The 14,569-nt window shown below is 43.5% G+C and carries 12 protein-coding genes and 2 tRNA genes; 6 read left to right on the plus strand and 8 right to left on the minus strand.

Annotated features, from left to right (window positions below):
- Positions 1-284: 284 nt before the first annotated feature.
- Together Q0993_RS03105 and Q0993_RS03110 are read right to left on the minus strand one after the other, a co-directional pair.
- A tRNA-Arg gene (locus Q0993_RS03105) sits at positions 285-358 on the minus strand.
- Positions 359-399: 41 nt separating this feature from the next.
- Positions 400-472: transfer RNA gene (locus tag Q0993_RS03110), tRNA-Met, on the minus strand.
- Positions 473-699: 227 nt separating this feature from the next.
- Here Q0993_RS03110 and Q0993_RS03115 point away from each other — a divergent pair.
- The 3 genes from Q0993_RS03115 to Q0993_RS03125 all read left to right on the plus strand — a co-directional run bounded on the left by Q0993_RS03115 (position 700) and on the right by Q0993_RS03125 (position 4,602).
- On the plus strand, positions 700-2,067 hold the full coding sequence (locus Q0993_RS03115; protein ID WP_299529669.1) for a sodium:alanine symporter family protein: 1,368 nt from the start codon (positions 700-702) through the stop codon (positions 2,065-2,067).
- A complete protein-coding gene (era, locus tag Q0993_RS03120; protein WP_299529670.1) occupies positions 2,054-2,938 on the plus strand; it encodes a GTPase Era in 885 nt (294 codons plus the stop codon). Before Q0993_RS03115 ends, era begins: the two co-directional genes overlap by 14 nt.
- Before the next feature lie 128 nt (positions 2,939-3,066).
- Positions 3,067-4,602 carry a choice-of-anchor I family protein gene (locus Q0993_RS03125; protein WP_299529671.1) on the plus strand — a complete coding sequence of 512 codons (1,536 nt, stop codon included), beginning with the start codon at positions 3,067-3,069 and terminating at the stop codon, positions 4,600-4,602.
- A gap of 44 nt (positions 4,603-4,646) precedes the next feature.
- On the opposite strand, the gene Q0993_RS03130 is transcribed toward Q0993_RS03125, so the two are convergent.
- Positions 4,647-5,138 (minus strand): GTP-binding protein, encoded by a 492-nt coding sequence (locus Q0993_RS03130; RefSeq protein WP_299529672.1) that lies wholly within the window; start codon positions 5,136-5,138, stop codon positions 4,647-4,649.
- A gap of 78 nt (positions 5,139-5,216) precedes the next feature.
- Here Q0993_RS03130 and der point away from each other — a divergent pair, with 78 nt between their 5' ends.
- Both der and Q0993_RS03140 read left to right on the plus strand, forming a co-directional pair.
- Positions 5,217-6,521 carry a ribosome biogenesis GTPase Der gene (der, locus tag Q0993_RS03135; protein ID WP_299529673.1) on the plus strand — a complete coding sequence of 435 codons (1,305 nt, stop codon included), beginning with the start codon at positions 5,217-5,219 and terminating at the stop codon, positions 6,519-6,521.
- 147 nt (positions 6,522-6,668) lie between these two features.
- Positions 6,669-8,501, plus strand: coding sequence for a metallophosphoesterase (locus Q0993_RS03140; protein WP_299529674.1), 1,833 nt, complete (start codon positions 6,669-6,671; stop codon positions 8,499-8,501).
- A gap of 163 nt (positions 8,502-8,664) precedes the next feature.
- On the opposite strand, the gene Q0993_RS03145 is transcribed toward Q0993_RS03140, so the two are convergent.
- The 5 genes from Q0993_RS03145 to Q0993_RS03165 are packed head-to-tail and all read right to left on the minus strand — an operon-like array spanning position 8,665 to position 11,825.
- A complete protein-coding gene (locus Q0993_RS03145) occupies positions 8,665-9,474 on the minus strand; it encodes a YgcG family protein (RefSeq protein WP_299529675.1) in 810 nt (269 codons plus the stop codon).
- Positions 9,455-9,892, minus strand: a complete 438-nt coding sequence (locus Q0993_RS03150; protein WP_299529676.1) for a TPM domain-containing protein — start codon at positions 9,890-9,892, stop codon at positions 9,455-9,457. The genes Q0993_RS03145 and Q0993_RS03150 overlap by 20 nt, the downstream gene beginning before the upstream one ends.
- A 4-nt stretch (positions 9,893-9,896) precedes the next feature.
- Entirely contained in the window at positions 9,897-10,496 is a 600-nt protein-coding gene (locus Q0993_RS03155) for a LemA family protein (RefSeq protein ID WP_299529677.1), read from the minus strand.
- A gap of 22 nt (positions 10,497-10,518) precedes the next feature.
- Positions 10,519-10,848: a MerR family transcriptional regulator gene (locus Q0993_RS03160; protein WP_299529678.1), complete on the minus strand. Its 330-nt coding sequence runs from the start codon at positions 10,846-10,848 to the stop codon at positions 10,519-10,521.
- Positions 10,848-11,825 (minus strand): M23 family metallopeptidase, encoded by a 978-nt coding sequence (locus tag Q0993_RS03165; protein WP_299529679.1) that lies wholly within the window; start codon positions 11,823-11,825, stop codon positions 10,848-10,850. The genes Q0993_RS03160 and Q0993_RS03165 overlap by 1 nt, the downstream gene beginning before the upstream one ends.
- Before the next feature lie 103 nt (positions 11,826-11,928).
- On the opposite strand from Q0993_RS03165, the gene alaS reads away from it, so the two are divergent.
- Positions 11,929-14,568, plus strand: a complete 2,640-nt coding sequence (gene alaS, locus Q0993_RS03170; protein ID WP_299529680.1) for an alanine--tRNA ligase — start codon at positions 11,929-11,931, stop codon at positions 14,566-14,568.
- Position 14,569: the final 1 nt, after the last annotated feature.

The following is a 14,569-nucleotide window of genomic DNA, read 5'->3' on the forward strand; positions in this document are numbered from 1 at the left end:
TAGGTTGCGCCCTATCCGATTTTTTCCATACGCTTATCTTCCCGAACACTAAAAAAACCGGACAGGGACCATGCGCAAAAGTTACGGTAAGGATTTGGGACCAGATGTTTATTGAATTTGTCCTAAGATAGAAGAAGATTGCGTATCAAAGAAAAATCCATAAAAATTGACTCTAATCGAATCAAAAAGTGTTAAAATTTTAGAAAATTTCATGCGTTTGCAAATTGTTTGCAAATAAAAAAGTCTCAGAAGTCTTAATTCTTCTGAGACCCTATGAGTATTAGTGATCGCGACAGGATTCGAACCTGTGACCGTCTGCTTAGAAGGCAGATGCTCTATCCAGCTGAGCTACGCGACCCTAGAAACAAAAAAGCTCCAAGTTTCCCTGGGGCTTCTTAGTAGCGGGGACTGGACTCGAACCAGCGACCTTCGGGTTATGAGCCCGACGAGCTACCTACTGCTCTACCCCGCGATGTATTTTAAATAGTGCATTGAAAGCACTTTGTTTCAATCTATTACCCAGTAAGAGTAGATACCCCGTCCTGAGCCAAGTCGAAGGATACTGCTCTACCCCGCGATATGGACGGCAAAGATACAACGGTTTTTTAGTATTATCAAATCCTACCAAAAAAAGAATTATTTCCCAAACACTCCCGATGAAGATTAAGAAAATCCATACCTTCGGAACTTTACGCACCCATGGAAGCAATTAACGATTTTCTGGCCATCCTTATCTCATATACGGAATGGATCATGCTATTTTTGGTAATAGGAGGCGGTGTCTTTTTAGCCTTTTATTCCAGATTTAGACCGTACCGTTATTTTAGGCATGCCATAGGTATTACTGCCGGTAAATATGATGATCCTAATGACCCAGGGGAAGTAAGTCACTTACAAGCATTATCTTCCGCTGTGGCCGCAACCGTGGGCTTGGGTAATATTTCTGGAGTGGCCATTGCCATTTATATGGGCGGGCCCGGTGTCGTTTTTTGGATATGGGTTACGGCGATTATCGGAATGTGCATCAAATTCTATTCCTGTAGTCTGGCGATTATGTTCCGGGACACCGATAGCGATGGAAGGTTGCAGGGAGGTCCTATGTATTATATTACCCAAGGTATGGGGAGTAAGGCCAAGCCCCTGGCTATTTTCTTCTGCCTTGCCGGCTTGGTAGGATTTTTGGGCGTTTTTACGGTAAACCAATTCACACAAACCTTTTGGAATGTGGTAGATCCCAATGAATCCATATTCAATTTGGGGGAGTTTAATTGGAAACTGATTATAGGAATTGTGCTTTCTATTATCACCTCTTTTGTGATTTTCGGGGGACTTCAAAAGATTGCAAAAGTCGCTACCGCCATAGTTCCTTTTATGGTATTGCTTTATTTTTTGGCCGTACTCGTTATTATGGCCCTGAATCCCTCGGACATTCTACCCTCTTTTCAATTGATATTTGGTGAAGCATTTAATCTAAAAACAGCCATGGCCGGAGGGTTTTGGGGCTTGGTGATTCTGGGTGTACGGCGTGCCGTCTTTTCCAATGAGGCCGGCCTGGGGAGTGCTCCTATGTACCATGGCCAATCCAAGACCAAGGAACCCATACAAGAGGGCTTGGTATCCATGCTCGGGCCATTTATCGATACCATTATTGTATGTACCCTCACGGCTATAGTCATCATATTAAGTGGGGCTTATTTGGAAGCGGAGAACAATGGGATTCTGATGACCCTCATTGCCTTTGAAAAATCACTTTTTGGCTATGGCGACATTCTTTTGATGTTTATCGTTTCCGCCTTCGCCCTATCCACACTGTTCACGTATTCCTACTATGGGACAAAATGCCTTTCCTTTCTGACCAATGCCAAGATCGGAAAATTTTTTAACATCTACTATGTGGCTACAATTACCTTTGCCGCAGTAGCATCGGTAGACTTGGTGATCAATTTGATCGATTTGGCGTATGCCTTAATGTGTATCCCCAATATGATCGCCGTACTTTACCTTGCCCCAAAGGTAAACCAGCAAATGAAGATGTATTTCGAAAAAAAGGAACATGGCAGGGCATAAATCTGGATTTGTTAATATCATAGGAAATCCCAACGTGGGAAAATCCACCTTGATGAATGCCTTTGTGGGCGAAAAATTGTCCATCATAACTTCCAAGGCACAGACCACCCGGCATCGTATCTTGGGTATTGTAAACGGCGATGATTTTCAGTTGGTCCTTTCGGATACCCCAGGAATCATTAAACCCTCCTATGAATTACAATCCAGTATGATGGATTTTGTAAAATCCGCTTTTGAGGATGCAGATGTTTTGTTGTACATGGTAGAAATTGGAGAAAAAGTCTTAAAGGATGAACGATTTTTGGATAAGATAAAGAATAGTAAAATCCCTGTTCTTTTGCTGTTGAACAAAATTGATGGAGCCTCTCAAGAGCTATTGGAAGAGCAAGTGCAATATTGGCAACACTTATTGCCCAAGGTAGAGATACACCCTATTTCGGCACTCCAAAACTTTAACGTAAAGGAAGTTTTTGATCGGATAATCGAATTGTTGCCTGAGGCCCCCCCCTACTATCCCAAAGATCAATTGACCGACAAGCCAGAGCGGTTTTTTGTCAATGAGGCCATTCGCGAAAAAATATTGATACACTATAAGAAGGAAATTCCGTATTCCGTGGAAATAGAGACCGAGGAGTTCCTGGAGGATGAGGATATCATTCGTATGCGTTCCGTAATTATGGTAGAACGCGATTCCCAAAAGGGCATTGTCATTGGTCATAAAGGCAACGCCCTAAAACGTGTTGGTGTGGAGGCCCGTAAGGATTTGGAAAAGTTCTTTGGCAAACAGGTCCATCTAGAACTGTATGTGAAAGTGAATAAGAATTGGCGCAATGATACCAGACAACTTAGACGGTTTGGCTACAATTCGTAGACGATTAACATTTTCATTTCCATTCCCTAACCTTTTCCTATTCTTTAGCTAACGATAACTTAGGTTTTAGCTAACCTTTAATTGTATTGAAAACTTCATCTTGTCGTCAACTAAAAAACCAACTTAAGATGAAGCTTTTTACTAGAATCCTTTCCTTGGGACTACTTTTCTCAATTATTTCTTGTGATAAATTGGACGATTTTCTCGGTGACCCGGGTGGACATGATGATGATGACCCTATGATGGAGGTCAACTTTACATATAAAAACACCATTCAATTAGGGGGTGAAGGGTCTGCTGAGATTTCGGCATATGACCCCATGACCAAGAAACTGTTTACGGTCAATGTGGAGACCAATGGGATATCGGTCTACGATATCTCGGATCTTGATGCACCCATGCAACTGGCATCCATTGAATTGGGCGGTTCCGGTGCCCCAAATAGTGTAGCGGTAAAGAACGGCATGTTGGCGGTAGCCGTGGAAGCCGAAGTAAAACAAGACCATGGAACAATTAAGCTTTTTGATACAGAAACTCAGGATTATCTAAATTCTTTCACCGTTGGTGCTTTACCCGATATGCTGACTTTCTCACCGGATGGGAAGTACATTGTTTCTGCCAATGAAGGAGAACCGAACGACGATTATACCAACGATCCATGTGGCTCGGTAAGTATCGTAAATGTCGCCGAAGGTACAGTAGAAACTATAGGGTTTGATAAATTCAATATGGATGTACACACGCTCGCTGAAGGTGGATTCCGAGTGTTTGGGCCCAATGCGACCCTCGCCATGGATGTGGAGCCTGAATATGTGGCCATTTCCGAAGACTCAAAAACGGCCTGGATCGCCCTACAGGAAAACAATGGGGTGGCCAGGGTAAATTTGGAAAGCAAACAGGTGGAGGCCATATATCCCTTAGGATTTAAGGATTACTCCGTACCTGGTAATGAAATAGATCCCAGCGACAGGGATGGTAAAACAGAATTGGCCAATTACCCGGTATTCGGAATCTATCAACCTGATGCGATTGCATATGCAAAAATCAATGGTACAGAGTACATTATATCGGCCAATGAAGGGGACGCTAGGGAATATGAAGGCACTCCAGGATTTATAGAAGAAGAGCGTATTGGGGATATAATGCTGGATCCCAACGTCTTTCCGGATGCCGCTACGCTACAGGATGAGGCCGTATTGGGTAGATTGAAGATCACCACTACCTTGGGCGATTCCGATGGGGATGGTTATTTTGAGGAGTTGTACAGTTATGGTGCACGTTCCTTTACTATTTGGACAGGTAACGGCCAATTGGTATTTGATAGTGGTAATGATATCGCTATGCAGACTTTAAGCCTTACCCCGGATGTATTTAACGGGGAAGATGGAAGAAGCGACGACAAAGGGGCCGAACCTGAAGCGGTAGAGGTTTTAAAGGTCGGTGAAAAGTTCATTCTCTTCGTTGGTCTGGAACGAAATAATCAGGTGATGATATACGATATCACCAATCCATACGCTCCTGTATTTATAGATATCCTTTCCACGGCCGGCGATGTTGGTCCGGAAGGAGTATTGGCTATCCCCGCAGAGTATAGCCCTTCAGGGAAGGATGTATTGGTTGTGAGCAATGAGGTGAGCGGCACCGTTACTTTTTACGAAAATTAGTGTAATTAATTGATTGGGATGGATGATTTTTGACCGATTGTAAATCAATCGGTCAGGGTCTCCATCATAAATCGATACAATTCATGCATTTGGGGCTTACCTTTGCGTTTCCCCATCCTTCCAAAGGCATAGAGCACAAACCATAGGATTACCATAACGATCATAATGCCCATTTGTAATCCATAGGGCCGGCCCAGTGAAGCGTAGGAATAGGCCCAGATTCCAAAAATGATAAAGAAGGTCCCCACTCCGAAATGGAGGAACATAAAAAAAGTCCATAAGGTAGGGTTGGGTCCAAAAAGTCCATAGAGTTTACTGTTTTTTGCATCTATCTCATTGATTTCCAAGTGCAGTTGAGGTGACCAAAAATGGATGTGCCTCTTGTTAAACTTGATAAACACATGGTCATCTATCCTTTTCAACAAAAAGGGATTTTTTTTGGCCTGCTCAAATGCCTCCAGGAGGGTTTCTTTCTCATTGGGTAACTCTAACTGGAACCTGGGCCTTAGGACGATATCATTGGGTAGTGCCTTCAAAACAACCGACTTAAGCAACTAAAAGATAGTGCTTTTTCTTCAGATTTTAGTGGTACTTTTGCCGCAAATTACCAAGGAATGAGCGCAATTGTTGCCATTGTAGGAAGACCCAACGTGGGTAAATCGACTTTTTTTAACCGTCTCATACAGCGCCGAGAGGCCATTGTAGATGCCGTTAGCGGGGTTACCCGTGACCGTCATTATGGAAAGAGCGATTGGAATGGAAGGGAATTTTCCCTAATAGATACCGGGGGTTACGTTGTGGGAAGTGATGATATTTTTGAGAAGGAAATCGATAGACAGGTAGAATTGGCCATAGACGAAGCAGATGCCATTATTTTTATGGTAGATGTGGAATCCGGGGTTACGGGAATGGATGAGGATGTGGCAAAACTTCTTCGAAGAATGGAAAAACCGGTCTTTTTAACGGTTAACAAAGTGGATAATGCCAAAAGGGCCGCTGATGCCGTGGAATTCTATGCCCTGGGATTGGGTGAATATTATCCCATTTCCAGTATCAACGGAAGTGGAACCGGTGAGCTATTGGACGATTTGGTCAAAGTATTGCCCGAAAAGGAAATGGAGGAGGATGATTTGCCCAGATTTGCGGTGGTAGGCAGGCCAAACGCGGGAAAATCGTCATTTATTAACGCTCTGATCGGAGAGGAACGTTACATTGTTACCGATATTGCAGGGACCACTAGGGATAGTATTGATACCAAATACAATCGTTTTGGGTTTGAGTTCAATTTGGTGGATACCGCAGGTATACGAAGGAAGGCCAAGGTAAAGGAAGATTTGGAGTTTTATTCCGTAATGCGTTCGGTAAGGGCTATTGAGCATTGTGATGTCTGCCTGCTTTTATTCGATGCCACCCGTGGGTTTGATGGTCAAGTAGAAAATATTTTTTGGCTGGCACAACGGAACAACAAGGGTATTGTGATTTTGGTCAACAAATGGGATTTGGTCAGTGATAAGGAAACCCATACCATAAAACAATATATCCAAAAGATTAAACAAGCCATGGAACCTTTTACAGATGTACCCGTGCTCTTCATTTCAGTATTGACCAAGCAACGTATCTTTAAGGCCATTGAAACTGCAGTAGAGGTATATAAAAATCGTTCCAAACGTATCCCTACCCGTAAGTTGAACGATATAATGTTACCTATTATTCAGAATACGCCACCACCGGCCTATAAAGGAAAATACGTAAAGGTAAAGTTCATTACACAGTTACCCACGTCCTATCCCCAATTTGCCTTCTTTTGTAACCTTCCCCAGTATGTGCGTGAGCCTTATAAGCGGTTCTTGGAGAACAAATTGCGTGACCATTTTAATTTTACAGGGGTTCCTATGTCCATTTTTATGAGGAAGAAATAGCTTTGTCCAGTTTTGATGGAAAACGGTCTTTGTTGGGTTTTGCTGCCTAAAATTGAGATAGCTCTTTAAAGTTGAATTTTTAACCCTATCTTAATTTAGAAAATTGCATTTATTGACGATTTTTTATCACCTTTCAAAAAACTAATTATGTGTCGTTTTACGTGCTTGTTGCTCCTGTTGATAGCTTCCGGGGGAAGTATTGCCCAAGAAAAACCTACCATTTATATTGATATTCCCACCCAACAGAAGCCCTGGAACCATACGGAATGGAATGCTGCCCCAGGGCAATTTCAATTTGCCATAGTTACGGACAGAACCGGGGGGCATCGCCCCGGGGTTTTCCCAATAGGCATTAAAAAACTGAACCTGTTGCAACCAGAGTTTGTTATGAGCGTGGGCGATTTAATAGAAGGCTACACCAAAGACACTGTGCAATTAAATGCCGAATGGAAAGAATTTATGGGTTTTATTGATTTGCTGGAGGCGCCTTTCTTTTATGTACCGGGCAACCATGACATTACCAATAAGGTGATGGAAGACAAATGGAAAGAACTTTTTGGGGTGGCCCACTATCATTTTGTGTACAAGGATGTCCTTTTTCTTTGCTTGAATTCCGAAGACAATATTCGTGGAGCAGGCCGTGGTACCATAGATGATGAGCAATATGAATATATCAAAAAGGCGTTGGAAGAAAATACCGATGTAAAATGGACCCTGGTATTTTTGCACCAGCCATTGTGGGTACAGGAAGACACCAAACGATGGCAGGATGTTGAACGTCTTTTGGCCCAAAGAAACCATAACGTATTTGCGGGGCATTACCACCGCTATTGGAAAACCGATCAAAATAACGGAAAATATATTGCCTTGGCCACTACAGGAGGAGGAAGCAGGTTAAGAGGAAAGGCCTATGGTGAGTTTGACCATGTGGTTTGGGTAACTATGACTGAGGAAGGCCCTGTTTTGGCCAACTTGTTCCTTGAAGGAATATGGGATGAAAATGTAGTTACCGAAGCCTTGGTGGATTTGGTCCGTAACCGTCCTTTCCCTGTTCAAATCACCCCGATTTATCTGGATGAGGCCAACCCCGGGAATATGGTGGCCACAATTAAGGTTACTAATCAGAGTGATACCAAAATGCAGGCAGAGCTTACTGGTTACAATCACGATAAGCTGTTTTATCAATTGGAACGGACTTCATTGGAGGTAAACCCCAATGATGTGGAGACTTTTGAACTCAACCTTACCAATGTGGAAAAAAGTGCACTTACGGATTTGACTCCCTTGCAGATTAAGGCAGATATTACCTATGAGTTTGACTCCCAGCCCAACGTAAGTTTTTCTTCTGTTTTGGAGTATGCCCCATTTTTCAAATACAAGGTTAAGGAGACCTCTAAGATTAAAGTAGATGGAAACTTAAAAGAATGGGATAAAATGCAATGGATACCCCTGGAAAATGTAAAGGGTTCGCCTTTTGATTTTGATGGTGCAGATGATTTCTCCTTGCAATTTGCTACGGCTTATGATGAAGATTATTTTTATGTAGGAATCAGACTCACGGACGATAGTCTTTTCATTGACGAAGAAGGGTCTTTTGGGAATCAGGACGCCCTTATCCTGGGATTGGACGCCCGTCCCCAACATCTTAGCGCATTCAATGGTGGCGAGGGAAGAGGGAAGGACTGGATAGCTTACTTGAGAACCTTTAAAAAGGAAAATCCAGTCTATAACGAAAAGAGTTTACCGTTTAAGGTGGACTTCGAAGAAAAAAGGGCCGAAAAAGGAGCTACTATGGAAATCGCTTTCCCTTTGGAATATGTTAGGAAAATGAACGGAGGAGAGAACTGGTCTAACCTTAGACTCGGATTAGGCTATTATGATTTTGATAGTGGGGATGAAAATGCCACGACCCACTTTTGGTTTCCTGCTTGGAATAGTACTGAAGATATCCCTGGATCAGGGATGCTATTTAGGGAATGATTGTGCCACAGGTCAGATTATGACGAACAGGGCTAACTCATTTTAAACTATGGGCGAGCCGTAACTGACAGCTAAAAGACAGGATTTACGTCCTTATATTCCCGGAAACTTACAGGGGCCATATTTAAATTAACAGGTTTAATCCAAGAACTTAAGGCCAAAACTACCAACCCCCAGAGGCACCGCCGCCGCCGCCCATGCCGCCTCCAAAGCCACCTCCGAAGCCACCGCCACCGAAACTTCCACCTCCTCCGAAGCCACCACGGGATCCGCTTCCAAAACCGCCACGTCCCATATTACTTAGGATAATAATATCCCAAATATCCAGACCTGAACGTCTTCCGCCACGTCCCCCTCCTCCTTTTTTATTCCTGCGTGAGAGGATGATTAAAATGATGAAGAAAATGATAACTGGGAGCAAGGAACCTAAAGGAAGACGCTCTTCATTGTCAAAAGTACGGTCTTCTGTAAACTCGCCGTTCAATACTTGAAAAATGGCATCAACTCCATTGTTGAGTCCACCGTAATAATCCTCTTGTTTAAAACGCGGTACGATCACGTTTTCGATGATGCGACGGGACATTGCATCGGTAAGGATGCTTTCAACACCGTACCCCGTGTTTATACCAATCCTTCGATCATCTTTGGCCAAAAGGATAAGGATGCCATTGTCCTTCCCTTTTTGACCAATTCCCCAATCCGTCAACCAATTTGCGCCCAAGTAGTTAATGTTCTCTCCCTCCGTAGAACTTATGATTGCCAAAACAATTTGGGTGGAAGTACTATCGGCATACTGAATGAGTTTTCTTTTAAGATTTGATTCCTGATTTTGAGAAAGCAGGCCAATGTAATCATATACACTGGTTTGATCACGGATTGAAGCCGGTTTTTCGGGAATCTGGAACTGTGCAAAGCTCAGCCCGAAACAACAAAGACAAATAGGTAAAAGAAGACTAACCTTTAGAAATTTCATCACTTAATTCGTTCACGTCCCCGTGCTGCCATGGGAAGTGGGATTCCAATTCCTTGCCTGCCTTTAAAACGCCATCCACAATACCCTGTTTAAAATTCCCTTCCTTGAATGCTTTTTGAATGGCATCACGCGTGCTTTCCCAAAACCCATCAGGGACTACCTTATCTATGCCTTTATCCCCATAAATGGCAAAATTTCTATCGTTAACGGCAATATAGATCAACACTCCGTTACCTTCCTTGGTATTGTCCATCTTAAGTAGGTGGAAGACCTCCTTGGCACGATCAAGATAATCCAACTCCGTATGGGCTTCGATATGTACACGGATTTCCCCAGAGGTGTTTTTTTCGGCCTCCAATATGGCGGAAACTACTTCCTGCTCTTCCTCGGCGGTTAAAAAATCCTCTACCTTGGACATAAGATCAGTTAAAATCAAACTCTACGTTCGGGGCCTGTTCGGAACCTGGATCGGCTTGGTAACGGGACATCTCCTCAAAACCGAAGAGTCCGGCCAATAGTTTCCCAGGGAACTTAGTGGTGTGAATGTCATATAGGTTTACCTTGTCATTAAATCTATTACGCTCCACATTGATTCTATTCTCCGTTCCCTCCAGCTGGGTCTGCAGCTCCAAGAAGTTTTGATTCGCCTTAAGTTCCGGGTAACGCTCCACTACGACCATTAGTTTGCTCAGGGCTCCGGTAAGTCCACTTTGGGCCTCTTGGAAGGCGGCCATACTTTGGGGGGTGATGTTATCCACATCAATGGTGGTGGAGGTGGCCTTGGCGCGAGCTTCAATAACATCGGTCAAGGTACCCCGCTCAAAATCTGCCGCGCCCTGAACGGTTTTGACCAAATTTCCGATGAGGTCGTTTCTGCGCTGGTATGCACTTTCTACATTGGACCAAGCGGTCTTGGCATCCGCTTCCAATTCTACGGCCGTGTTGTTAAATCCTACGGCCCATTGGTAGAGGCCAATGGCTATGACCCCAAGAATAATTAAAATAATTAATCCCTTTTTCATGGTAGTGTTATTTAAGGTTGATTTATAGTTGCTCTTTTATCTTGGAAAGCTCGGCTTTTATCCGTTCCAATTTCTGGATAATTTCAAAATTGCTTAAGGTCTTTTGTCTGCTTTCCCTCAGATGTGTTTTGGCACCTTCCAAGGTAAATCCCCGTTCCTTGACCAAGTGGTAAATAAGGCGTAGGTTATTGATATCCTGGGGGGTGAACTTTCGATTGCCCTTGGCATTTTTTTTGGGCTTAAGCGCATCGAATTCCTTTTCCCAAAAACGTATCAATGAGGTATTTACCCCAAACGCCCTGGCTACTTCACCAATGCCGTAGTATCGTTTTTCAGGCAGTTCTACATACATTAATCCAAGGATTGATTTTCTTGAGTGGCATATTTGAGCATATTCTCGAATTCTTCCGCCGACAAACTTCCGTAGTAAAAGTTTATGGGGTTTATACGTTCATCGTCCTTCCAGACCTCATAATGCAAATGGGGCGCTTCCGAGCGTCCCGTATTGCCTACAAAGCCGATGAGGTCTCCGCGTTTGACCTTTTGTCCTCGCTTTACATTGTACCTGCTTAAATGGGCATAAAGGGTCATATACTCATATCCATGTTCTATACGGATATGCTTTCCGTAGCCTGAGGATCTATTATCCGCCCGGATTACCTTACCGTCTCCCGTGGCGTAAATTGGTGTTCCTCTTGGAGCGGTAAAATCCATGCCCCTATGCATTTTTCTGGCCTTGGTAAAGGGATCCGAACGCCAACCAAAACCAGAGGCCATTCGGGTAAGATTTTCATTGTTAATGGGCTGTATGGCAGGGATGGAGGCCAGTAGTTTTTCCTTTTCCTTAGCCAATTTGGTAATCTCATCCAGAGACTTGGATTGTATGGCCATCTGTTTTTTAATGATGTCCAATCGCTTGGTGGTGGCAATGATCATTTCCGAATTATTGAAGCCCTCCAGGGATTTGTATCGGTTTACCCCGCCGAAACCTGCCCTTCTTTGTTCCTCAGGAATGGGATTGGCCTCAAAATATAAGCGATAAATATTATTGTCGCGATCGGCAATATTGGTCAATACCTCTTCTATTTGCTCCATTTTTTTGTTCAAAAGCTCAAACTGAAGCTCATAGTTTTTTACCTCACGTTGTAGGGATAGTTCGCGGGGTGTATTTATCAAATTGGTGTTCAATAACAAAACGAGGCATAAGAGACCAAAAAAAAGTGATCCCAGGAAGAAAAACGCAATATTCCAATACCGCTTGGATTTTTTGGGTTCTATCTTTCGGTAGGACAAAGTGTCCGGGTCGTAATAATACTTTACCTTAGACATGAATGGATTTTATCCTATTTTTGTGCTTTCTTTTAACAGAACAAACAAATATAAAAATTGTTTTGTACAAACCGTTAAAATTTGTAAAACCTTACCATTTTCAATGACTTCCAAAGAAATTAGGAAACAATTTTTGAATTTTTTCAAAGGCAAGGACCATACCATTGTTCCTTCTGCCCCCATGGTCATCAAAGATGATCCTACCCTGATGTTCACCAACGCCGGGATGAATCAATTCAAGGAGTTTTTCCTGGGCAATCGCAAGGCGGAAAATGTAAGGGTGGCCGATTCTCAAAAGTGTCTTCGAGTGAGCGGCAAGCACAATGATCTTGAAGAGGTGGGTAAGGACACCTATCATCACACCATGTTCGAAATGTTGGGGAATTGGAGTTTTGGGGATGCCAATGGTTCCGATAACGGTGGATATTTTAAAAAAGAAGCGATACAATGGTCATGGGAATTGCTGACGGATGTTCTTAAAATAGATAAGGAAAGTCTGTATGTCTCGGTTTTTGAGGGGAGTAAGGACGCCGATAACCTGGAAATGGACAAGGAAGCCTTTACCCATTGGAAAGCTATTGTTCCCGAAGATCGCATTATTATGGGCGACAAGAAGGATAACTTTTGGGAAATGGGCGATCAGGGTCCCTGTGGCCCCTGCTCCGAAATACATGTGGACATACGTCCTTCGGAAGAAAAGGCCAAAGTTTCCGGGGCGTCCTTGGTTAACCAAGACCATCCCCAGGTAGTCGAAATCTGGAACCTAGTTTTTATGCAATACAACCGTAAGGCCAATGGAACTTTGGAGCCCCTGCCTGCAAAGCATGTGGATACCGGGATGGGTTTTGAACGTTTATGTATGGTATTGCAGGGAGTTACATCCAACTATGATACCGATATTTTTACCCCGATTATTCGGGAAATAGAAACGATTACCCTTACAAAATATGGGCTAAAGGAAGAGATAGATATCGCCATAAGAGTAGTTGCCGACCATATCAGGGCCGTGGCCTTTTCCATTGCGGATGGGCAGCTCCCCAGCAATACGGGTGCTGGATATGTTATTCGGAGAATATTGAGAAGGGCCATACGTTATGGATTTACCTTCTTGGGAACAAAGGAACCTTTTATGTTCCGTTTGGTAAAAGTCCTGGTCGGTGTTATGGGCGAGGCATTCCCGGAACTGAAGCAACAACGGCAACTGATCGAGAATGTGGTACGAGAGGAAGAACATTCTTTCCTGAACACTTTGGAACAGGGCCTAGTGCTGTTGGAAGGTGTTGTCCAGGCTTCAAAAAACAAAACAGTGGATGGTCGCAAGGCTTTTGAGTTGTATGATACCTATGGCTTTCCCATAGACCTTACGGCCCTGATTCTTCAGGAAAAAGGTTATTCCTTGGATGAAAGGGAGTTTGAGGAAGCGATGCAGGAGCAAAAACAGCGTTCTAAATCGGCCTCTCAGATTTCCATGGGCGATTGGGAAGTTTTATCCAGTAATGTGGAACAGGAATTTGTGGGCTATGACACTTTGGAAGCGGATGTAGAATTGACCAAATATAGGAAGGTTGCTTCCAAAAAGGACGGCGAGCATTATCAATTGGTCTTCAACAGAACCCCATTTTATCCCGAGGGAGGTGGCCAAGTGGGGGATAAAGGGTATTTGGAGATGCCCAATGGGGATGTGGTGTACATTGTAGACACCAAAAAAGAGAACAATGAAATTGTCCATTTTGCCAAAAGTCTGCCGAGACACCCTGAAGCCACCTTTAAGGCAGTAGTCGATAAGAAACAACGGCAGCGTACCGCTGCAAATCATACTGCGACACACTTATTGCATCAAGCACTACGTGAAATAGTAGGCTCTCATGTGGAACAAAAGGGCTCGGCCGTACATTCCAAATACCTCCGGTTCGATTTTTCGCACTTTGCAAAGTTGACAGAAGAAGAAATAAAATCAGTAGAGGATTTTGTACGTGGTCGAATCGATGGACAATTGCCATTACAGGAAAACAGAAATGTGCCCATCTCCCAAGCCTTGGAAGAAGGGGCCATGGCATTGTTCGGTGAAAAGTATGGTGATACCGTCCGCACCATCCGTTTTGGGCAGTCCATAGAGCTATGTGGTGGAACCCATGTACAAAATACAGGTGATATCTGGCATTTTAAAATTGTTTCCGAAGGTGCCATAGCCGCTGGAATTCGGCGTATTGAAGCCATAACTTCAGATGCCGTAAAGGATTTTTATGCCAAAAACGAAGGTGTGCTTATCGAACTCAAAAACCTTTTGAACAATCCTCAAGACCCGGTTAAGGCACTGGAATCATTACAAAGCGAAAACACCAAATTAAAAAAGGAGGTAGAACACTTGTTAAAGGACAAGGCAAAGAACCTCAAGAGGGACTTGCTAAATGAGTTGGAGGAAGTAAACGGGATTCAATTTCTGGCCAAGAAGTTGGATTTGGATGCCGCTAGTATAAAAGACCTTTCCTTTGAGATGGGAAACAACCGAACCGACCTGTTCTTGCTTTTTGGGACGGAACAGAATGGGAAAGCCTTGCTCTCTTGTTTTATATCCAAGGAACTGGCAGCGGAAAGGGAATTGAATGCAGGGACAATTGTTCGCGAACTGGGGAAACTCATCCAAGGTGGTGGAGGCGGACAACCTTTTTTTGCCACAGCCGGAGGAAAAAATCCAGAAGGAATACATCTGGCCTTGGAGCAAGCCAAAAATTATATAGCTTAAC

This window comes from Ulvibacterium sp., from assembly GCF_028285715.1.
GTDB lineage: Bacteria > Bacteroidota > Bacteroidia > Flavobacteriales > Flavobacteriaceae > Ulvibacterium.

Excerpts from the sequence above, each read along its gene's own strand:
- Q0993_RS03145 (WP_299529675.1), bottom strand. The coding sequence starts at position 9,474 with ATGAAATTTCTAAAGGTTAGTCTTCTTTTACCTATTTGTCTTTGTTGT.
- Q0993_RS03165 (WP_299529679.1), bottom strand. The coding sequence starts at position 11,825 with ATGTCTAAGGTAAAGTATTATTACGACCCGGACACTTTGTCCTACCGA.
- Q0993_RS03140 (WP_299529674.1), top strand. The coding sequence starts at position 6,669 with ATGTGTCGTTTTACGTGCTTGTTGCTCCTGTTGATAGCTTCCGGGGGA.
- Q0993_RS03160 (WP_299529678.1), bottom strand. The coding sequence starts at position 10,848 with ATGTATGTAGAACTGCCTGAAAAACGATACTACGGCATTGGTGAAGTA.
- alaS (WP_299529680.1), top strand. The coding sequence starts at position 11,929 with ATGACTTCCAAAGAAATTAGGAAACAATTTTTGAATTTTTTCAAAGGC.
- der (WP_299529673.1), top strand. The coding sequence starts at position 5,217 with ATGAGCGCAATTGTTGCCATTGTAGGAAGACCCAACGTGGGTAAATCG.
- era (WP_299529670.1), top strand. The coding sequence starts at position 2,054 with ATGGCAGGGCATAAATCTGGATTTGTTAATATCATAGGAAATCCCAAC.
- Q0993_RS03115 (WP_299529669.1), top strand. The coding sequence starts at position 700 with ATGGAAGCAATTAACGATTTTCTGGCCATCCTTATCTCATATACGGAA.
- Q0993_RS03125 (WP_299529671.1), top strand. The coding sequence starts at position 3,067 with ATGAAGCTTTTTACTAGAATCCTTTCCTTGGGACTACTTTTCTCAATT.
- Q0993_RS03155 (WP_299529677.1), bottom strand. The coding sequence starts at position 10,496 with ATGAAAAAGGGATTAATTATTTTAATTATTCTTGGGGTCATAGCCATT.
- Q0993_RS03150 (WP_299529676.1), bottom strand. The coding sequence starts at position 9,892 with ATGTCCAAGGTAGAGGATTTTTTAACCGCCGAGGAAGAGCAGGAAGTA.